Origin of the sequence: Tropicibacter sp. Alg240-R139, from assembly GCF_900537075.1 — a bacterium.
Classification (GTDB): domain Bacteria; phylum Pseudomonadota; class Alphaproteobacteria; order Rhodobacterales; family Rhodobacteraceae; genus Falsiruegeria.
In genome coordinates, this window is record NZ_UNRA01000003.1 from 344,527 (window position 1) to 364,267 (window position 19,741).

The 19,741-nt window shown below is 57.8% G+C and carries 18 protein-coding genes; 9 read left to right on the top strand and 9 right to left on the bottom strand.

The annotated features are described in order from the left end of the window. Positions 1 to 18: 18 nt before the first annotated feature. Positions 19 to 444 carry a hypothetical protein gene (locus G6R15_RS14590; RefSeq protein WP_164660695.1) on the bottom strand — a complete coding sequence of 142 codons (426 nt, stop codon included), beginning with the start codon at positions 442 to 444 and terminating at the stop codon, positions 19 to 21. Between the two features lie 113 nt (positions 445 to 557). Here G6R15_RS14590 and G6R15_RS14595 point away from each other — a divergent pair, with 113 nt between their 5' ends. After that, positions 558 to 1,208, top strand: a complete 651-nt coding sequence (locus tag G6R15_RS14595; RefSeq protein ID WP_164660696.1) for a carbonic anhydrase — start codon at positions 558 to 560, stop codon at positions 1,206 to 1,208. Between the two features lie 104 nt (positions 1,209 to 1,312). Beyond that, positions 1,313 to 1,849 (top strand): SRPBCC family protein, encoded by a 537-nt coding sequence (locus G6R15_RS14600; protein WP_164660697.1) that lies wholly within the window; start codon positions 1,313 to 1,315, stop codon positions 1,847 to 1,849. On the opposite strand, the gene G6R15_RS14605 is transcribed toward G6R15_RS14600, so the two are convergent. The 3 genes from G6R15_RS14605 to G6R15_RS14615 form a co-directional block, all read right to left on the bottom strand. Continuing rightward, on the bottom strand, positions 1,846 to 3,486 hold the full coding sequence (locus tag G6R15_RS14605; protein ID WP_164660698.1) for a DUF4139 domain-containing protein: 1,641 nt from the start codon (positions 3,484 to 3,486) through the stop codon (positions 1,846 to 1,848). The genes G6R15_RS14600 and G6R15_RS14605 overlap by 4 nt on opposite strands. 108 nt (positions 3,487 to 3,594) lie before the next feature. Beyond that, positions 3,595 to 4,617 carry an aspartate-semialdehyde dehydrogenase gene (locus G6R15_RS14610; protein WP_164660699.1) on the bottom strand — a complete coding sequence of 341 codons (1,023 nt, stop codon included), beginning with the start codon at positions 4,615 to 4,617 and terminating at the stop codon, positions 3,595 to 3,597. 95 nt (positions 4,618 to 4,712) lie between these two features. Continuing rightward, positions 4,713 to 5,885, bottom strand: a complete 1,173-nt coding sequence (locus G6R15_RS14615) for an MFS transporter (RefSeq protein WP_164660700.1) — start codon at positions 5,883 to 5,885, stop codon at positions 4,713 to 4,715. 152 nt (positions 5,886 to 6,037) lie between these two features. On the opposite strand from G6R15_RS14615, the gene G6R15_RS14620 reads away from it, so the two are divergent. Then, complete coding sequence (locus tag G6R15_RS14620; RefSeq protein ID WP_164660701.1) at positions 6,038 to 7,189, top strand: DUF3095 domain-containing protein; 1,152 nt, start codon at positions 6,038 to 6,040, stop codon at positions 7,187 to 7,189. On the opposite strand, the gene G6R15_RS14625 is transcribed toward G6R15_RS14620, so the two are convergent. Then, a complete protein-coding gene (locus tag G6R15_RS14625) occupies positions 7,179 to 7,958 on the bottom strand; it encodes an aldolase/citrate lyase family protein (RefSeq protein WP_164660702.1) in 780 nt (259 codons plus the stop codon). The genes G6R15_RS14620 and G6R15_RS14625 overlap by 11 nt on opposite strands. Before the next feature lie 218 nt (positions 7,959 to 8,176). Between G6R15_RS14625 and hpaR the strand changes: the two genes are divergently transcribed. After that, on the top strand, positions 8,177 to 8,614 hold the full coding sequence (gene hpaR, locus G6R15_RS14630) for a homoprotocatechuate degradation operon regulator HpaR (RefSeq protein WP_164660703.1): 438 nt from the start codon (positions 8,177 to 8,179) through the stop codon (positions 8,612 to 8,614). A gap of 114 nt (positions 8,615 to 8,728) precedes the next feature. On the opposite strand, the gene G6R15_RS14635 is transcribed toward hpaR, so the two are convergent. Beyond that, on the bottom strand, positions 8,729 to 9,682 hold the full coding sequence (locus G6R15_RS14635; protein ID WP_164660704.1) for a dihydrodipicolinate synthase family protein: 954 nt from the start codon (positions 9,680 to 9,682) through the stop codon (positions 8,729 to 8,731). Then, on the bottom strand, positions 9,679 to 11,793 hold the full coding sequence (locus G6R15_RS14640; protein WP_164660705.1) for a xanthine dehydrogenase family protein molybdopterin-binding subunit: 2,115 nt from the start codon (positions 11,791 to 11,793) through the stop codon (positions 9,679 to 9,681). Before G6R15_RS14640 ends, G6R15_RS14635 begins: the two co-directional genes overlap by 4 nt. A 160-nt stretch (positions 11,794 to 11,953) precedes the next feature. Between G6R15_RS14640 and G6R15_RS14645 the strand changes: the two genes are divergently transcribed. Beyond that, a complete protein-coding gene (locus G6R15_RS14645; RefSeq protein ID WP_164660706.1) occupies positions 11,954 to 12,742 on the top strand; it encodes an aspartate dehydrogenase in 789 nt (262 codons plus the stop codon). Between the two features lie 10 nt (positions 12,743 to 12,752). Continuing rightward, entirely contained in the window at positions 12,753 to 13,691 is a 939-nt protein-coding gene (locus tag G6R15_RS14650) for a LysR substrate-binding domain-containing protein (RefSeq protein WP_164660707.1), read from the top strand. Here G6R15_RS14650 and G6R15_RS14655 read toward each other — a convergent pair. Continuing rightward, positions 13,688 to 14,827, bottom strand: coding sequence for a PLP-dependent aspartate aminotransferase family protein (locus G6R15_RS14655; protein ID WP_164660708.1), 1,140 nt, complete (start codon positions 14,825 to 14,827; stop codon positions 13,688 to 13,690). The two genes, G6R15_RS14650 and G6R15_RS14655, sit on opposite strands and share 4 nt — an antisense overlap. A 283-nt stretch (positions 14,828 to 15,110) precedes the next feature. Here G6R15_RS14655 and G6R15_RS14660 point away from each other — a divergent pair, with 283 nt between their 5' ends. The 3 genes from G6R15_RS14660 to tdh are packed head-to-tail and all read left to right on the top strand — an operon-like array spanning position 15,111 to position 18,856. Next, positions 15,111 to 16,586 (top strand): lysophospholipid acyltransferase family protein, encoded by a 1,476-nt coding sequence (locus G6R15_RS14660; protein WP_164660709.1) that lies wholly within the window; start codon positions 15,111 to 15,113, stop codon positions 16,584 to 16,586. Positions 16,587 to 16,628: 42 nt separating this feature from the next. After that, positions 16,629 to 17,813, top strand: a complete 1,185-nt coding sequence (locus G6R15_RS14665; protein ID WP_164660710.1) for a glycine C-acetyltransferase — start codon at positions 16,629 to 16,631, stop codon at positions 17,811 to 17,813. A gap of 14 nt (positions 17,814 to 17,827) precedes the next feature. Further along, on the top strand, positions 17,828 to 18,856 hold the full coding sequence (gene tdh / locus G6R15_RS14670; protein WP_164660912.1) for an L-threonine 3-dehydrogenase: 1,029 nt from the start codon (positions 17,828 to 17,830) through the stop codon (positions 18,854 to 18,856). A 119-nt stretch (positions 18,857 to 18,975) separates the two neighbouring features. On the opposite strand, the gene G6R15_RS14675 is transcribed toward tdh, so the two are convergent. Further along, positions 18,976 to 19,713, bottom strand: coding sequence for a metallophosphoesterase family protein (locus G6R15_RS14675; RefSeq protein WP_164660711.1), 738 nt, complete (start codon positions 19,711 to 19,713; stop codon positions 18,976 to 18,978). Positions 19,714 to 19,741 lie beyond the last annotated feature (28 nt).

A 19,741-nucleotide genomic window follows, 5' to 3' on the forward strand; every position in this document is an offset into this window, starting at 1 on the left:
CCCCGTCCGCAAGGTCTGTCAGACCGAAAGATCCTGCAAATCCCACACGGCTGTCAGCGAGCGCTCGCCAACCCGGATCAGGCGAAATAGCGTCGCGCCGGTGGCCACATGGTCCACCGCATCCACCGTCGCGGTCACATCCTCGGCAACCCGGGCCAGAGCCGTCATGCCAATCTGTTCCGAGATTGCGATCAATGAACGGGCGCTTTTGCGCAGGCCTTGCCAGTCCTGCTGCCGCCACAGTCGCTCGCAATGCGACAAGCGCACGGCGAGTTCTTCAATAGCGCGACAGACCACATCTTCAGCGCCTGCATCGCCAAGCTGACAATACAGATGCCCTAAGCAATCCGGGTCCAGACGCACGGATTCCGTTTGTACAAGCGTTGTAATATTATCCACCACAGATACCCCAAAGTCTTTGTGCCCCCACGGCACGGAAACCATCCTTCGGCCACAGAAGTTTGCAAAAGGTTGCCGCGGCCTTTCATAATCTCTCGAATTTTCATTCAATTGGGACTACATGGAGGCTCGAGAATCTAGAACTCGGGGACACGCGGATGAAATTTGCCAAACCATTGCCAGGATATCTGGTACAGCGCTATCACGGTTGGAAGGCCACAACCTATGCCGAAAACCATGCGTGGTATCGACGATTGGCCACCGAGGGGCAGCGTCCGCGTGCGATGGTGGTTTCGTGCTGCGACAGCCGTGTGCACGTCACGTCGATTTTTGGCGCCGATCAGGGTGAATTCTTTATCCATCGAAACATTGCCAACCTAGTGCCACCCTACCTGCCGGATGGCGACCATCATGGCACAAGTGCAGCCATCGAATATGCAGTGACTGCGTTGAAGGTGTCGCATCTGATTGTTCTGGGCCATTCGCAATGTGGTGGAGTGCAGGGCTGCATCGACATGTGCCAGGGCAAGGCGCCGCAGTTGGATGCCAAGGAAAGCTTTGTCGGCCGGTGGATGGATATCCTCAAGCCCAAGTTTGATCTGGTAGCGGACGTCGAAGACCCAATAGAGCAGGCCCGTCAACTCGAGCGCCAGGCGGTTGTTGCCTCGCTTGAGAACCTGATGACATTCCCGTTTGTCTCCGAGGCCGTCGAGGCGGACGAGCTGAGCATACATGGTCTGTGGACCGATATCGGCGAAGGTGGACTGCAATGTTACAATCCAAAAGAGGCGAAATTCGAAATCGTGTGACCTGAGTCTCACGACGGAACAATGAAACGGTCGGACGCAGCGTTGCCCGACCGTTTCATTTTCTGATAATCTGACGGCATCATACCTTTAGCGAGTATCTTGCAATGAAATTGATCAAACGCATTTTATGGGCTTTTGTGATCGGCGTTATCGCTCTGGCGGCCGTTTCATATCTGTTGCCGGGACAGGCTGTCGTAACGCGTTCGGTTACCATCGACGCCCCGGCCAAGGACGTTTTTCCGCACGTTAATTCCATGCAAGCGACCGAAGCCTGGTCGCCTTGGCTGTTACGCGATCCTGAGACCAAACTTTCCTATTCAGGGCCCGAGGCAGGTGTTGGCAATACTCTGTCATGGATGTCCGACCACCCCCAAGTCGGTTCTGGCACACAAGAAATTGTCGAAAGTGTAGAAAACCAGTTGGTTCGCACCGAATTGGACTTTGGGTCGATGGGCACTGCGACTGCGACGTTCAATTTGCGGCCCGACGGTTCGGGCACCAATGTCACTTGGGGGTTCCAATCAGAGCTGGGAATGAACCCCCTCTCGCGGTGGATGGGGCTCATGATGGATGATTGGGTTGGTGGTGACTATGAAACCGGGTTGGCCAACCTCAAGGTGTTGGTCGAAAAATCCGGTTAACGCAATTCCATCCCTTCGGGCCAACTGATCGATGTGTTCAGCCGGATCTTTTGCTTGGCTCCAGCTTTCATGTCGATGTCCCACGCTAGGATACCACGGCGGTTGTCCACGTTCTCTTCGCTCGGCGCGGGGGTCGCCGACCAATCGATCACCAGATCCTCTTGTTCCGAATAGGGCACGCGGTCTGTCAGGCGCAGGGTCCACTCCTGATCGGTAAAGTTCTCGATCTCGATCTCGACCTGCTCGACGCGTTGGTTCGAGCGCGAGATCAGGCCGGTGTCCCCCTGGCTCCGGTTCAGGACGTCCCTTTTTAGGCGCAGGCCGTCGATTGGGCCAAAACCAAGTTCCAGTTCCTGACCCGGGACCGCGCCACCAAAGTGTTCTGTTCCGACAAGAACGTCATCCACGTAGAATGCGGCCAGTTCGGATGGCAGTATCTCTTCGTTGCTTGTGTTTTTGCCCGCCGCTAACCGATAGGCGGTTTCGTCAAAGCGCGGCGTCGCCGTCGCGGTGACTTCGGCGTCGAACGCCAAGTTATCCAATTCCAGGCGCAGAAAATCTGCGCTGGATGCAACCGAAACAGGACGGCTGTAGGTATAGGTAACACCGGGGCCATCCGAGGCAATGTTCCACCCGCTTTGCGTTTCTTCAACAATGACCGGAGCTTCGAGGGCAGGTTCTGCCAAATTGCCGTAGTTGCCAGAGCTCAGGTCGGCCGAGGACACCTTTTGACGCTGCTCGGGATCGCGAACGCGCAACTTGTTGGTTGTGAGCCATCGTGATTCCGTCTGCCCAATGGGCGCGACCGTGGACAGGTGTAGCGTCACACCTTGCCAGTTTTCGCCGGTGTACTGCTGCACCATGGCGTCCCGTTTGATGTTGATTTGCGGCGTGTCTCCGGTCACCAGATTGATGTCATAGATCGGGGTCCACTGGCTGGCTCCACCCGCCAGATATTTCAGGGTGACTTGGGCGGTCGATGCTTCGGTCGCGTTGGTATCGAGCGTCAGATACAGCCTATCCTGATCCTCGAGCGATACAGCGTGCAAGGCAGCTTGCGCATGCTCCAAATCCTCTTCGAGCGTTTCCAGTTGGCGTTCGATCTCGCGCGCTTCGACTTCCGCCGATTGGGCTGTTTGTCCGGCGGTTAAAGCCTCTTGTTCGATCATCCGAGCAATGTCACGCAGCGTGTCGGGGGCAACTTGTGCCAAGCCTTCGTTTTTGCCGAGATTGCGCAGAAATCCGATGGAGGTTTCGGATGCTGTTGCCGCCAACCTGGCACGTTCCGCCTGATCGCGAACCTTTTGGATCTGCAGCTCAACCGCCCGCACGGTGTCCTGCGCCGCTTTGACCTGTGGCGAGGTGTAATCGCGCGGCGGCGCAAATTCGTCTCGATAGGTCAAACCCAGACGCTCGACCCCTTCGACGTTGACCCGAAGTGATTCAAAAACGATGTCGCTGGGGATGCCCAGCAAAACAAGGCGGTGTTGGCCCGCAGGAACTTCTACTGTGGCTGTTCGCAAGATCGCGGCGCTGTCGGGGTGCATGGTGATTTCGGACACACGGGTATTGACCTGAATGTCGGCCGCAAAGGCGCTGAATGGGGTGACTAAGAAAAGAGCTAGAAGAAACCGCATGAAACCTCGCACGTGCAAATCAGGGTTGTCCAAACATTGCAGCGCGCGCACCAACAAACAAGGGCGCCCAAATGGACGCCCTTGGAATTGGTCAATTGTTGCTTACGCTTAGCCCTTTTTCAGGACCTCGCGGCCCAGCAGTTCAGCGATCTGGACAGCGTTCAGGGCTGCACCCTTGCGCAGGTTGTCCGACACACACCACAGATTGATGCCGTTTTCGATGGTGCTGTCCTGACGGATGCGGCTGATGAACGTAGCAAAGTCGCCCGCGCATTCGATGGGCGAGACGTAACCGCCGTCTTCGCGCTTGTCGATCACCATGATGCCGGGTGCTTCGCGCAGGATGTCGCGGGCTTCGTCTTCGTCCAGGAACTCTTCGAACTCGATGTTCACGGCCTCGGAGTGGCCCACAAAGACAGGAACGCGCACACAGGTCGCAGTAACCTTGATCGACGGATCGACGATCTTTTTGGTCTCAACCACCATCTTCCATTCTTCCTTGGTCGTGCCGTCTTCCATGAAGACGTCGATCTGCGGAATGACGTTGAAGGCGATCTGCTTCTGGAACTTGTTCGGCGGCACGTCCGTGGTTGGGTTGTAGATCGATTTGGTCTGATCCCACAGCTCATCCATGCCTTCTTTGCCGGACCCCGACACCGACTGATAGGTCGATACGACGACGCGCTTGATCTTGGCGCGGTCGTGCAGCGGCTTCAGCGCGACAACCATCTGCGCGGTCGAGCAGTTGGGGTTGGCGATGATGTTTTTCTTGGCGTAGTCGTGGATCGTCTCGGGGTTACACTCGGGTACGATCAGTGGAATGTCCGGGTCGTAACGATAGAGCGAGCTGTTGTCGATCACGGTACAACCGGCGGCCGCGGCCTTGGGTGCATACACCTTGGTCGCTTCCGAACCCACGGCAAACAGCGCCATGTCCCAGCCGGTGAAATCAAAGGTATCCAGATCCTGGGTCGTCAGTGTCTTATCGCCAAAGCTAACCTCGGTACCCAGCGAACGGCGGCTTGCCAACACGGCGAGCTCGTCCACGGGAAACTGGCGCTCGGCCAGGATGTTCAGCATTTCGCGGCCCACGTTGCCAGTGGCGCCGACGACGACGATGCGATAACCCATTTTCTTTCTCCAGATATCCCGGTCTTGTGACCGGCGGCGGTTCCATACAGCGAAAGCGGTCTGGGGGAAAGAGGTTTGGGGCTAAAAGCGGCGTGTCAGTCCACACTGTCGCGGCTGAAGAGGTAGATCACCAGACCCAAGGTCAAAGTGACGGCGAAGAACCCAAATATGATCACATAAGGTGCGCCGGGTGTGGTGGCTGCGATCCCCTCGTGCAAACGACCCGAGATGATCTGCATGACGCCAACACCGCCGATGCCGAAAAGGTTGAGCAGGGTCACGCCGCGCCCCACAAGATGCGCGGGAACAAAAGCGCGGCCATGGGCCATGATGACGGGGAAGGTGGCACCGGTGAATCCGATTACTGCAAGAAGCATGACAGAGGTCCAGACGCTACGGTCAATCCACAGGCACAGCACGGCCAGGGCCACAGCAGACAGCAGGTTGCCGCCGAAGATCACCCATTTGCGGGTGCCGAGGATGCGGTCGAGCGGGCCATAGACAAAGGTGCCCGCAATCATCGCGGCCCCCATGACCAGAGTGGCTTGTCCGATCTGACCTGTGCTCAGGTCAAATACGTCAGTCAGATACGGCCCGGCCCACAGGCCCCGGATCGCGCCTGAGGGGGCGTAGGCCACAAACATCAATGGTAGAATGGTCCAAAGTGCGGGCAACTTGAGTAAGTCGAAGAGAGAACCTTTCTCTTCTGTTTCAATGGGTTTTGGATCCTTGACTGTCAGCCAAATTCCCAATGAAACCAAGCCTGACAAAACCGCCACCCCCATTAACGTACTGCGCCAACCAATCAGCTCGACGGCCAGGGCGGTTGGGTAAGACGCCACCAGATTGCCGCTGGACCCTACACCAAGCATCAGCGCGGCCAGTGTGGCAAAACGCGCCGGGGGATAGTTTCGGGCAAAGATGTAGTAGGACGCCATGAGCACGGGTGAACACCCGATCCCGATCAAAACCATCGACAAGTTCAGGTGAATAGGGTCTGTGGCCAGTGCAAATAGAACTGCACCTCCGCCGCCCCCGATCAAGAGAAGCACCGCAGCGGTTCGGCGCGGCCCGATCTTGTCCAGTGCCAGACCAACGGGTAATTGCATCGCCGCGAAGGTCAAAAACCAAAGCCCCGAGGCAAAGGCCAGGTCATCCGGGGTCGCCCCGATTTCCTGATCCAAAACTCCGGTAAGAACAGCCAGAAAGGCGCGAAAGAACTGGCTTAGCACATAGGCCAAACACAATATGATCAACCCTGCCTGCATGCGACTGTCCTCCCGGCGACTCCTCGGGCAGATGGGTGACATGTTAACCAGTTGTGCACAAGCCCGTGTGTTTTGTTGCAATTGCGCGACAAGCTGCGAGCGCGCGTTAGTTTCGGCGGATGAATTTGCCCGAGCTGATATCCAAAGAGACGATGGGGACCGACAAAGAATTCTATGACACGCTGACAATCACGGCGAGTTTCGACGTGCTGACTGAGCCGTCTCAATACACTCCGGTGCCGGGTGATTGGTTTGTTGGCACGGCCGATATCGTCAATTCGACGGGCGAAATTGCAAATGGTCGCTACAAGACGGTCAACATGGTGGGCGCTGCCGTGATCTCGGCTATCGCAAATGCCATTGGCAGCAATGGCTTTCCTTACGTGTTCGGCGGCGATGGTGCTTCGTTTGCATTGCATGGCTCACACAGAGCCACGGCAGAACAGACCTTGGCGAACCTGAGACGGTGGGCATCTGAAAAGTGCAATGTCGAATTGCGCGCGGCCATTGTTCCGGTTTCTGAAATTCGCAAGGCCGGGATCGACGTTCGTATCGCTCGGTTTGCGGCCTCCAGTGGTGCGGATTATGCGATGTTCTCTGGTGGCGGGCTGGCTTGGGCCGAAAAGCAGATGAAGGCCGGGTACATGACGGTCGGGCTTTCAGAGCCGGGTGCTGAACCTGATCTGACTGGATTGTCGTGCCGGTGGACCAACGTGCAGGCTGAACAGGGAGAGATCCTGTCCTTAGTAGTGCTACCGTCGTCTGGCGCATCCGAGCGTGATTTTGCGGATATTACCCAAAGGGTTGTTCAAGCCATCGGCGGATTGGACAGGGCTGGGCATCCCGTCCCGGTCGAGGGGCCTCGGGTTGGGTGGTCGACACCCGGTCTGAACCTTGAGGCGCTGTCTCTGCGTGGTCGCATACCAGTCTGGATGTTCAAGAGCATTCTGTTTTTAAAGACACTGTTCAGTTGGACCCTGTTTAAGACGAATTTGAATGTGGGCTCCTTCGATCCGGCGCATTACAAACGTATGCTCAGTGCCAATGCCGATTACCGCAAATTCGATGACGGGCTGAAGATGACGCTGGATTGCGATCCAAGCACCCGCACCCGGATCGAGGCGATCTTGTCCGATGCCAAAGCGCGTGAGAAAGTCCGCTATGGGCTGTTTGCTCAGTCCGAAGCGATGGTCACCTGTTTTGTGCCCTCAGCCATGCAAGACGACCATGTCCATTTCATTGACGGCGCGGCGGGCGGTTATGCGCAGGCGTCGGCTCAGTTGAAGCCTGATATTAAGGCTTAGCTTTGTCTTTCCAATGCGCAGACAATGCGCGCGCTTGGTTCGCAAGGATTAGCACGTCGATCCCAACGGCCAGGAACTGGGCACCCATGTCGAGGTAGGATTGGGTCGATTCCTCGGTCACGCCGAGAATACCAGGTGCCTTGCCTGCGGCCTTGATCCGCGCAAGGGCGTCGGCGATCACGGCGCGGACCTCAGGGGCGGTGCTGTTGCCTTGGAATCCCATATCCGTGGATAGATCTGCAGGCCCGATAAAAACTCCGTCGATGCCGTCGACCGTCAAGATATCATCCAACGCCTCCATCCCGGCGCAGTTTTCGACCTGTACCAGCAGGCAAATCTCTTGGTCAGCGGTCTGGATGTAATCAGATACCGAGCCGAACATGGTGGCACGTGCTGCCATTGCGCCAACACCCCGAGCGCCATGTGGTGGATATTGGCAGGCCCGCACAAGCTCGCGCGCCTGTTCGGCGGTTTCTACGATCGGGACCAGAACGGTTTGCGCACCTGCGTCCAGCACTTGTTTGATGATCCAGGTTTCGCCAATCGGTACGCGGACAACTGGGTGCGAAGCACTCGCCGCAAGGGCGGTCAATTGATCGCGGATCGAGCGGATGTCGTTGGGGGCATGTTCCCCATCGACCACCAGCCAGTCGAAGCCAGCGGTTCCCATGATTTCGGCACAGGCAGGTTCAGCAAGACTCATCCAGCACCCGATCTGTGTCTCACCACGGGCCAGAGCATGTTTGAATGGGTTGATGGGCGCTGACATGGTCTGACCTTTCTATGGTGTGACGCTTCGGACATCTTAGAACAAGTGCACCGCGGACATGCATGACGTTAGACGCGTAGGAAACGCGTTGTCCAGAGAGCGGAACCTTGCTTGTTGGAAATCACTTGGAACACTGTATTAATTGCGTATAGCGGTGTTTGAATTGCTGCGGCACACTCCACAGTTGAATTTGGCCACCGGATCGGTGACAGTTGAGTATGCCCAGATCAGACCCGAAAATCTCACGTTCCCTGCCGATCATGCTGTTGCGTGGGCGGGAAAAGGTCATGGGACCCATCCGCGCCATGCTGGCTGACGCCGGGATAACCGAACAGCAATGGCGCGTGCTCAGGGTGCTGACCGAAGAGGGCGCGCAAGATCCCACGCAGATTGCGCAAAAGGCCTGTCTGTTGCTCCCAAGCCTGACGCGCATCCTGCAGAAGCTAGAGGAGAAGGGGCTGATTCATCGGCGCCCGGACCCCGATGACGGGCGTAAACAGATCGTCGTACCGACCGAGGCAGGCGCCGACATCATTCGCGATAACTTAAGCACGAGCATCGAATTGACCCGGCAGTTGCGTAATCAAATGGGGCCTGACAGGTTCGAACTGTTGTTGGATCTGCTCAACGAGCTTGATGATCTCAACGAAACGTGATCGTCAATTTGACCCGTGGCGAGTGATCCGAAAAACGTGGCCGGGGATGGCAATTCCAGCCCATGTAATTTTGTTAGCATAGGAATGAATGCCGGGTGATTCCCCGGCCCAAGCTCAAAGTTTTAGACCGCAGCTTTCGAACGCCTCGCGCGTCACGGCCTTTTCGGCGTCGGTCAGTTGCAACAACGGTGAGCGCACCGATCCGCCAACCTGACCTAGCAATTCCTGCCAGTATTTGCCGTGCGCCTGCGGTTTGCCGCCGGGTTTGGAGCGTTTGATGGCCTCGCGCACCGGTTCCAGGCTGTCCCGCACATTGCGGGCCTCGGCGAATTTGCCCTCGAATGCCAGACGTGTGTATTCGTTCATACGCTGATCGGCGTTGGTCTGAATCTGATAGGGTGGCGACGAACACAGGTAGAGCTTCCAACCCAGTTCTTCGATGTTGTCTAGCCACTCGGCTTCGGATGCTGTCGAGACATGAATCTTGTCGCCCACCATGTGGGTCAGCTTCACATACATCTCGCGCGGGACCGAATATTTGATCGCCACGATGTTGGGCAGATCAGCCACCCGCGCGCAAAGTTCTGGCGACATCAGGTACCCGCTGTCGGGGTGGCTCCACATCGCGATGCCGATGTCCACGCGGTCACACAGTTCCTTGTAGTAGTTGAACACCGTGTCGTCTTGATCGGTGACGAAATGCAGGATCGGGGCGTGGACCACGACATAGTCGGCACCGCAGTTCTGTGCGTGTTGCGCTAGCTCGACCACAGTGTCAAAATTCTGGTCTGAGGCGGACATGATCGTGCCTGCTTTGCCGTTACATTCGTCGACCGCGATCTCGAAGTTCCGTTTGCGTTCGTCCAGCGACATGGAAAAGAATTCGCCCTGTTTGCCGGCGATGAACAGGCCCTGAATGTCCAGGTCGTCCACCCAATGGCGGATGTTCGAGCGCAGACCAACCTCGTTGAACGACCCATCCACGTTGAACGGGTTGAGCGCCGCGGCCCAAATCCCGCGCATGTTTTCGCGGGCATAATCCTTGGCGTCGAGTTTTGAGTACTTCATGAGCTAGGTCCTTGTTTGGCCTCTTGCATGGCCTGCCAAAGGGCATGGGCCGTCAATGGCATGTTCAGATCAGTAACGCCCAGAGGGCTGAGTGCATCAATGGCGGCGTTGAGGATGGCAGGTGGAGCACCGATTGTCCCAGCCTCGCCCACGCCCTTGGCGCCCAAGGCGTTGAGTGGGCTGGGAGTTTCAAACGTGTGCATGTCTAGGTGTGGCACATCACAGGCGCGAGGCATGGCGTAATCCATGAACGATCCCGTCAGCAATTGGCCGTCTTCGTCGAATTCCACCTGCTCCATTAGTGCTTCGCCCAAACCTTGGGCAAATCCACCCTGAATCTGCCCTTTGACCAGATCGGGGTTGATGATGCGGCCAGTGTCATCGACGCAGGCGATTTTTTCCAGCGAGGGTGTGCCGGTATCGGCGCAGATCGATAGCATCACCAGATAAGCGCCATAGCCCCAAGCCTGACCCTCGTTTTCGTACCGAACCTCGGACGTCAGTGGCAGTCGCTCGCCGTGATCCCGCCGGGCGCGGATGTCTTCGCAGGCTTTAATAACGGCGCTGCCGCCGATGGCGGTCGAGCGGCTTGCTAGGGCTCCGATCCCTTCGGGGCAGGTGCCAGTGTCGCCGCAGCGGACCGTGATTTGTTTCAGGTCTACGTCAAGCACATCTGCCGCGATCTGGGCAAAGGCCGTCTCGCGCTCGTGTCCTTGCGAGGAGCTGCCGCTGTCTACTTGCACTGCGCCATCTGCATTCATCGTGACCCTAGCGCTTTCCCAACCTGATCCAGAAGGTTCGACGTAAAAGCAGACCCCAACGCCGACCAACTCGCCCAAGGCGCGGCGGCGGTCGCGTTCGGTTTTTAGGTCGTCATAAGCGGTTTGGTCTCGCAACATGGTCAATGCGCGAGGGTAGTCGCCAGAATCGAGTAGGTTCCCGGTGGCCGTAGCGTGGGGCAATTGATCTAGTGACAGCAGGTTCTGCATGCGCAGGTCAATCGGGTCTCGCCCAAGCGCTTTGGCGGCCTTGTCCACCAACCGTTCCATCAGACAGTTCGCCTCGGGCCGCCCGGCACCGCGATAGATGCCGGTGGGGCCGACCCGTTTCTGCGTGGCTTTGGTTTCAATATTCAGCGCATCGACCTTGTAGCCCGAGGGCAGCAAACGACCCGCGTTCCATGCGGTGATTAAGCCACTGTTTGGCAGCCAAGCACCGACAGGAGCGTCGATATGTGCTTCGAGCGCAAGAAATTTCCCATTTTGGTCCACAGTCAATCGGCCAGTGCTACGAACGCCGCGTCCATGAGTGGCGGACAGGAACTCTTCGGATCGGGTGGCGGTCCATTTCACGTTGCGCTTGTGGGAGAAGGCGGCCCAGACGGCAAAGACTTCTTCAGGATAGATCGACCCCTTCATCCCGAATGCCCCACCGACATGGGTGGCAATAACGCGGATGCGGTCAGGGGCGATGTTCAAGATACGGGCTAACTCTGACCGTGACCGGTGTGGTGTTTGGGTGGAATGCCAAGCGGTCACGGTATCCGTCTCAGCATGATAAGCCACAGAAATGGTGCGCGGTTCCATCGGATTGGGCGCCAGACGCGGGTGTTGAAGCGTGACCTCGACCACATGCGCAGCAGAAGCGAATTCAATGGATGTATCACCTTTGGTCCAACTGTCGGCGGCGACCTTGTGCAGAGGGGTGGGGTCATTTTCATCCAGATTGGTAAAGATCAGCTCGGCGGCATCCATTGCTTGGGCGGGGCTGTCCGCCAGTACGGCGGCGATGGGTTGCCCAACGCTCTCGACCCGTGACTTCGCCAGAATCGGGTAGTCCAGCGGATGCAGCAGGGGGATCACCTGATTGACGGCCAAAGCGCCCAGATGAGCAACATGCGCGCCAGTGTGCACGGCTAGAACCGCTTCGCTCTTGCCGGCGTCTTCAATATCCAATGAGGTGATCTGGCCAAATGCTACGGGGCTGCGGTGAAAGGCGACGTAGAGCGGCGAGCCCAGCTTGATGTCGTCGGCATATTGACCTTGCCCACGCAATAGCTCTGGGGCTGTGCGGGTGGGGGCTGATGTTCCGACATATTTCGGCGTGGACATGGCCATACGCACCATCAAGGCAAAGGTTTCGATGTCGCGACCTGACCACGATGCAGCCCGCAGGCAAAATACAAAGAAGAAAAACAGATATAACTGGAATGGATAGCAAAGCGCGTTGCGCGAAAGTATACAGGGGATCGGAACGCAACGAGGACATGACATGAAAATTGCATTAATCGGCAACGGCGCGATCTCGCAATTTGTTCAGGCGGGACTAAAGGCAAGTAATGTTGCTCTAAAGGCATTGATCCTGCGTCCATCGCGGTTAGGTGCGTTCGACTTTCCGGGTGATGTCGTTGTGGCTGCTTCGGTTGATGATCTAGCGGGTGATATTACCCACGTGGTCGATTGCGCAGGTCACGCAGGTCTGCGCGCGCATGGGTCAGCAGCTCTGGCCAGTGGTCGAGACGTGATCACAGTTTCGATTGGGGCTTTGGCGGATGACGTGTTGATGTCCGAACTAGAAAGCGCGGCTCGTGTGGGCAACAGCCGCTTGCATCTGGCCAGCGGTGCGGTTGGTGGGCTGGATGCGTTGCGCGCGGCACGTGCGGGCGACTTGGGCATCGTGCGTTACGTGGGCCGAAAACCACCCAACGGGTGGAAGGGTTCGCGCGCTGAAGAGGTTCTGGACCTCTCGAGACCGTTATCGCACCCGCAAATCCATTTCATGGGCAATGCGCGGGACGCCGCCTTGGCCTATCCCAAGAACGCCAACGTTGCAGCAGCGGTTGCGCTCGCTGGTGTGGGGTTTGACCGGACAGAGGTCGAGCTTGTGGCCGACCCAGGAACCGAGACCAACGTACATGAAATCCACGCACAGGGCGATTTCGGCAGTTTCACCTTTACGATTTCGGGCAAGACCTTGCCGGACAACCCCAGCAGTTCGGCCTTGGCGGCAATGAGTGTTGTCGCAAGCATTCTGGACGCCACCCAACCCATCTGCAGTTGAGGGAGGGAACATGCGCCATTCTCCTATCGTGGAACGTGTTCTGACCCGTCTCAAACTGCGGCAGCTGCGGCTGTTGGTGGCGGTGGGCAAGCACGGCAATATCCAGAACGCCGCGCGGGAATTGAACGTCTCGCAACCGGCAGCGACTAAGATGATCAAGGACCTTGAGCTTGATTTCGAGGTGCAGCTGTTTACTCGAACCAACCGAGGGGTGGTGCCGACGGTATATGGTGATGCGCTGATCCGACATGGCAAATTGATTTTTGCCCAAGTGTCTAACGCAGCGCAGGAGCTGGATGACCTGAACGAGGGCAACAGCGGCCGTGTTGTCGTGGGCACCCTGTTGGCGGCCTCGCCACAACTTCTACCTGCAGCCATCGAACGTGTGATCCATGCGCGACCCAACGTGGCAATCAAGGTAGTCGAAGGCACCAACGAGGTGCTGATGCCCGCACTGCATTCCGGTGAGATCGACCTGGTGGTCGGGCGCCTTCCAACCCATCGCTACCGTAATGCGCTGGAGCAACGCACGTTGTTTGACGAAAAGATTGTGCTGGTTGTGGGTGCAGGCCATCCGTTGGGCGGGCGAAGCGATCCGACGTTTGATGATCTCAAAGGGTTCGGCTGGATCTTGCCACCGATTGAGACGACCCTGAGGCGCCAGCTGGATCAGTTCTTTGTTCGTAACGGGCATTTTTCGCCGACAATGTCGGTCGAATCCGTCTCGTACCTGACAAACCGGGCCTTGTTGCAGAACAACGCACTGGTCGGATTGATGCCTGCCCATGTGGCGGCGCAGGATTTGGCAGCAGGCACGCTGGCCGAAGTTCCACTGACCTTGCCATTCGGAACCGGTCCAGTCGGCGTGTCTTATCGCGCCAAGACGCAGCTTTCCCCGGCAGGGGCGGCTTTTTTGGCCGCGCTGATCGAGGTCGCCGAGGGGCTTTAGCCGCGCAGTGCCTGATCCAGATCGTCCATCAGGTCGCCCGCGTCCTCAATCCCGATCGACAAGCGCAGCAGGTTCTCAGGGATGCCTGTATGCGGCTCAATGGTGTGGCGATGTTCTATCAGGCTTTCGACCCCACCCAGTGACGTGGCCCGATGGAACAGGTTCAGGCGTCCCGCAACGGCCAACGCCTCTGTCGCGTTGCCTTTGACCAGCACCGACATCAGAAAGCCGTAGCCGCCGGACATTTGGCGAGTGGCGATGTCATGTCCCGCAAAGCCGGAAAGGCCGGGATAAAACACATCCTCGACCTGGTCATGGGCGATCATAAACTCGGCGATCTTCTGGGCGTTTTCGCACATCCGTTCGACACGCAAGGGCAGAGTACGCATGCCGCGCACCAGCAGCCAAGCGTCAAACGGGCTCATGACAGCGCCTGCACCTTGCCGATCGGTCGCGATCTCTTGCCAGCTCTCGTCATCCCGCGCGGTGGACAGAACACCGCCCAGAACATCAGAATGCCCATTGATCGCTTTGGTGACGGAATGCATCACCAGATCTGCGCCGTGCACGATGGGTTTGCACAGGATCGGTGTTGCCGCTGTTGCATCCGCTAGCAATTTCGCTCCGGCACTGTGCGCGTGCTTTGCAGCCAGCGTGATATCCACCGTCAACAGCCATGGGTTCGAAGGCGTTTCGATCAGCACTAGCTGTGCGGGTGTTGCGCAGGCTTGGATTAACCCATCGGGCGAGCTGGCATCAAACTCGTCCAACGTGATCTGACGGCGCACGCAAAACTCGCGTACCCACTTCGTGGTGCCCCAGTAGATGCCGGACTGTATAATTGCCCGCCCACCGTTAGGAATGGTGCGAAAGGCAGCAGCAATGGCGGCCATGCCGGACGGAAACAGCAACGAGGCCTCGGCGCCTTCAAGCCGTGCGATCAGTTTTTCGGCCAAGCGTGTGCCTTCGTTCTGGTCCCGCAGATACACGTTGTCCGGGTTCAGGGGTTGGTAGTCACGGTCGCGTGCAAAGGTTGTTGCGGGCTGGATCGGCGGCACCACGCCCCCGCTTTGGTGATCAAGCGCGCCCATGGCTTGAGCGGCCAGTGTTGCGGGTTTCAGTTTGGGGTCATCCATTGCAGGTCCTCAGATTGGGGCGGCGCATGCGCCATTGGTGTCGCCTGCTGTTGCTATTGTCCAGCCCGTTTGCTTGAACCCCGACACAAGATCACATTTGTCGGATGCAATCGGTCGCGGTAAGCTCGGCCAAACCCGCGTACACGTCCAGTGCGATTATGGAAATGCATGTGTTCCACGGGCCAGCACGTCCTTGTGACACGGGATGACAAGGCTTTGAGGAACTGAATTGACAGACGGTACTAGTATGAAGAACGCCCATTTGGATCAAGACGGGGCGAAAATGAGTGAACTGAAACCCTCAAGGCTTGAGCTTTCTGCGACCGGGCGGTTGACCGCGACACAGATTTTTCTGCGTGGCCTGGGGCGGATCATCATGACCGCCTTTTTCAGTCGGATCGAAGTTGTAAACGCCGAGAGATTTCCAAAAACTGGCCCCGTTTTGGTGGTGTCCAATCACGGGAACAGCTTGGTCGATGGGGTTTTGATCAGTTGCTATTTGCCCCGGATGCCACGCCTTTTGGCGGCGAGTATCTTGTGGAAATACAAACCTCTGATCCCGCTTCTGAGCGCCGCGGGCGTCGTTCCGGTCTTTCGGCAGCAGGATGTCGGAGTTTCGGCCGCCAAGGAGCAACCCCTTTTCGATCGATCGTCTGAGGTTTTGGCCAAGGCGGACGCGTTGTCCGTTTTCCCCGAAGGGTTGAGCCACAACGAACCCCATCTGCTGCCGTTCAAAAGTGGTGCCGCACGTATAGCGTTAGAGGCTGAAGCACAGAGAGAGAAGCTTGGCGTTCAAGTTCTTCCTGTTGGGATTACATTTGATGAAAAGAACAAATTTCGTTCGCGTGTTCTGATCCAAGTCGGCGAGCCGGTGGACATTTCACGGCAAGCACGGGTTTATGCCGCAACACAGGATGTCGCGACACGGCGGGCCGTAGTACGGGATCTGACCGGCACGATCCACGGCAGTCTGGCGCAAGTGACCCTGAGTTTTAGTTCATGGGAGGATGCGCAGTTGATCCGTCTGGCCACAGACATCTGGGCCGAGGCGTCAGATGATGTCGATCCCGAAGGTGATATGCTGAGTCAGGTGGACCTGCAGCGGTCGTTTTCAGAAGGTTACGCTTGGCTCAAGCGAAGCTGCCCGGCCGAGGTGCAGCAGGTGCGCGACAACCTAAAGCATTATAAAGACATGCTGGAAAGTGCTGGCGCAGAGGTTGAGGCAAATGCCCCGCACCGCTCTCGTTGGGACGGTCCGATACTGCTGGCCTTGCTGCCTATGTGGTTGATCGGATCGACATTAAATTTTGTGCCCTTTCACGTCTCGCGTTGGGTGGCCCATGGCAAGGATGAGGACAAAATGGCCACGTGGTCACTGTTTTCCAGCCTGCTTTTGTTTCCCTTTTGCTGGCTCACTCAAGCCATGCTTTTGGGGTATGTTTCTTCCAGCGATCAGGGTTTTGGATGGGGTCCATTCTGGTCCGCCTCGATACTGTCCCCAGCAGCTGGTTATCTCGCGTTGGAATTTCTGGATCGTCGCCGGCAGTGGTTGGGTCGGCTCAAGGCGCGCTGGGCGCAAAGAAATGTGCCGAAGTCCGCTCTGAACCGAAAACAGCTGCGTGCTGACCTGAAGGAGCAGATGGAAGGACTGGTCGACAAATATGCGGCGGGCTCAGGTCAGAAGTCGGTCGAGCGTCGCGAATATTCCGTTGTCGCGGAAAAATATCCGCAATACTATAAATCCTCTATTTCGGAATAATGTCCGCTATGGTAGAAGGTGACTCGAAATCAGGAGGTCACTATGTCCCACGTGTTTTTGTCTCACGTCTCTAGCACCCTTGACGAGATCGAGGCTGAGGGCCTGTACAAACGCGAACGAATGATCACCTCCCCGCAGGGGGGCGAGATCACTGTAGGCGATCGCGAGGTGATCAACCTGTGCGCCAACAACTATCTTGGTTTGGCCGACCACCCGGCTTTGATCACAGCCGCACAAGGTGCGATGGGGGACAAGGGGTTTGGCATGGCCTCGGTCCGGTTCATCTGTGGCACGCAAGACATCCACCGCGCGTTGGAGCAGCGTTTGGCCAATTTTCTGAACAAGGATGACGCGATCTTGTTTGCGGCCTGTTTCGATGCCAACGGTGGGCTGTTTGAACCGCTGTTGGGTCCCGAAGATGCGATCATTTCGGACAGTTTGAACCACGCCTCGATCATCGACGGGGTGCGTCTGTGTAAGGCGAAACGCTATCGATATCTGAACAATGATATGAATGATCTCGAGGCTTGGTTGAAACAGGCGCGCGAAGACGGCGCGCGCCATATCATGATCGCGACCGATGGCGTGTTTTCGATGGATGGCTATCTGGCTAATCTGCCCGCCATTCGGGCATTGGCAGACAAATATGATGCCGTGGTCATGGTCGACGATTGTCACGCGACTGGCTTCATGGGGCCAAACGGGGCTGGCACGCCGGATCACTTTGGCATTGATGTGGATATTCTGACGGGAACCTTGGGCAAGGCACTTGGGGGGGCAATCGGCGGTTACATCGCAGCTCGCCAACCAGTGATCGACCTGCTGCGGCAGCGGGCGCGGCCCTATCTGTTCTCTAACTCGCTGCCGCCCGCCATCGTCGCCGCCGGGATCGAGGCGATCCGCCTGGTCGAAGAGGGGGGCGCCCTGCGCGCGCACCTGTTCGAAAACGCCGCTTACTGGCGCAAGGGACTGTCCGAGTTGGGGTTCGACCTGCTCGAAGGCGAACACCCGATCATCCCTGTGATGCTGGGCGAGGCGACTCTGGCGCAAGAGATGGCATCACGGCTTTTTGACGAAGGCGTCTATGTCTCAGGCTTTTTCTTTCCGGTGGTCCCCCGCGGCAAGGCGCGCATCCGAACGCAGATGAATGCCGCCCTGACACGCGAGGAACTGGACCGTGCACTGGCTGCCTTTGGCAAGGTCGGCAAAGAGCTGGGGGTGATCTGATGCGACCCAATACGATGAAGGCTTTGGAAAAGTCCCATCCGCGCGAAGGGCTGTGGCAGGTCCGCGCGCCGGTGCCTGAGATCGGGCCGGACGACGTTCTGGTGCGTATCAACAAGACCGGGGTTTGCGGCACGGACATTCACATCTGGAACTGGGATGACTGGGCCTCGCATACGGTGCCTGTGCCGATGATCACCGGGCATGAGTTCGCGGGCGAGATCGTCGAATTGGGGCGCAACGTGACCGGCCTGACCGTTGGCCAGCGCTGTTCGGGCGAGGGGCATCTGATCGGAACCGACAGCCGTCAGAGCCGCGCGGGCAAGTTCCACCTGGATCCGGGCACACGCGGGATCGGCGTGAACGAGCAGGGGGCTTTTGCCGAATACCTGCGGTTGCCTGCCTTCAACGTGGTGCCCTTGCCGGATGACATTCCCGACGAGATCGGCGCTATTCTCGACCCTTTGGGCAATGCGGTGCACACCGCACTTAGCTTTGATCTGCTGGGCGAGGACGTGTTGATCACGGGAGCCGGTCCCATCGGGATCATGGCTGCAGCGGTGGCGCGTCACGCGGGCGCACGCAATGTGGTGATCACTGACATCAACGCGGCCCGCCTGAAATTGGCTGAACATGTGGTGCCAACGGTGCGGGCAGTTGATGTGTCGCGCGAGGATTTGAACGATGTGATCGCTGAGCTTGGGCTGACGCAAGGGTTCGACGTCGGGCTTGAGATGTCGGGCTCTCAGGCGGCGCTGGATCAGATGGTCGAGGCGCTGGTGATGGGCGGCAAGATCGCTTTGCTGGGCATTCCGCCCGGAAAGTCTCCGGTCGACTGGTCAAGGATCGTGTTCAAAGCGATCACGATCAAGGGCGTCTATGGCCGCGAGATGTTCGAGACCTGGTACAAGATGATCGCGATGTTGCAAAACGGGTTGGATGTCAGTCGTGTGATCACGCATCGTTTTGGCGTGGATAAGTTTGAGGCTGGGTTTGCGGCGATGAAATCGGGTCAGAGCGGCAAGGTTGTTCTGGATTGGAACTGACGAAAAGGGGGCGCTGCCCCCGTCGCTGTGCGACTCCCCCGCCGTATTTGGAACAAAAAGAAAGAGCAGGACACATAGTTCGAGAGTGGATGAGATCGGTGACACGCCGTCGGTGTCTTTCAATCGATCTCTGGGGCTAGTCGCACCCGGCCTTGATCTGTCAGCAGCCAGCAGTTGCCGTTCTCGAACACGGCGGCGGACAACGGCCCCCCGAACGCTGCACCAGAATCAAGATTGACACGGTTGCCTTTGTGTTCGGCCTGTTTGGCAGGAGTGTGGCCATGAACCACCAGCCAAGGGTGCGGGTCGCGATAGTTCAGAAACGTCTGCCTGATCCACACCAGATCGTCTTCGACTTGTTCTGTCAAAGGCACCCCTGGCCGTACGCCAGCGTGCACGAACAGCAAACCGTCCTGCAGATAGGTCGTCGGCAGATCGTTGAGGAAGGTCACATGATCGGCTGGGATGGCGTTGCGCGCGGCGGTATGGATGTGATGAATGCGGGTGCGTTCGGGAACCTCTACGCCGTATGAGGCCAGCGTTTCGATCCCACCCAGCCGTTCGTGCAGCCAGTGATACCCGACCAGAAGCTGATTGTCGTTCACCGGGTAGTCCTGCATGAACATGGCAAACATCCGATCGTGATTGCCCTTGAGAGTGATCCAATCGCGACCCTGCGCCTTGCCGTCCACCAGCAGGTCAAGAACGCCGCGGCTGTTCGACCCGCGGTCGGTGTAATCTCCCAGGAATACAACGCGCGCGTCTTTGCCGCCGTCTGCCTCAATCCGGTCAAGCGTGGCTTCGAGCAGCTCCAGCTGCCCATGCACGTCACCGATTGCGTAAATGGGTGTGGTCATTTTCTGCTCTATCTTGGTTGGCCCGACC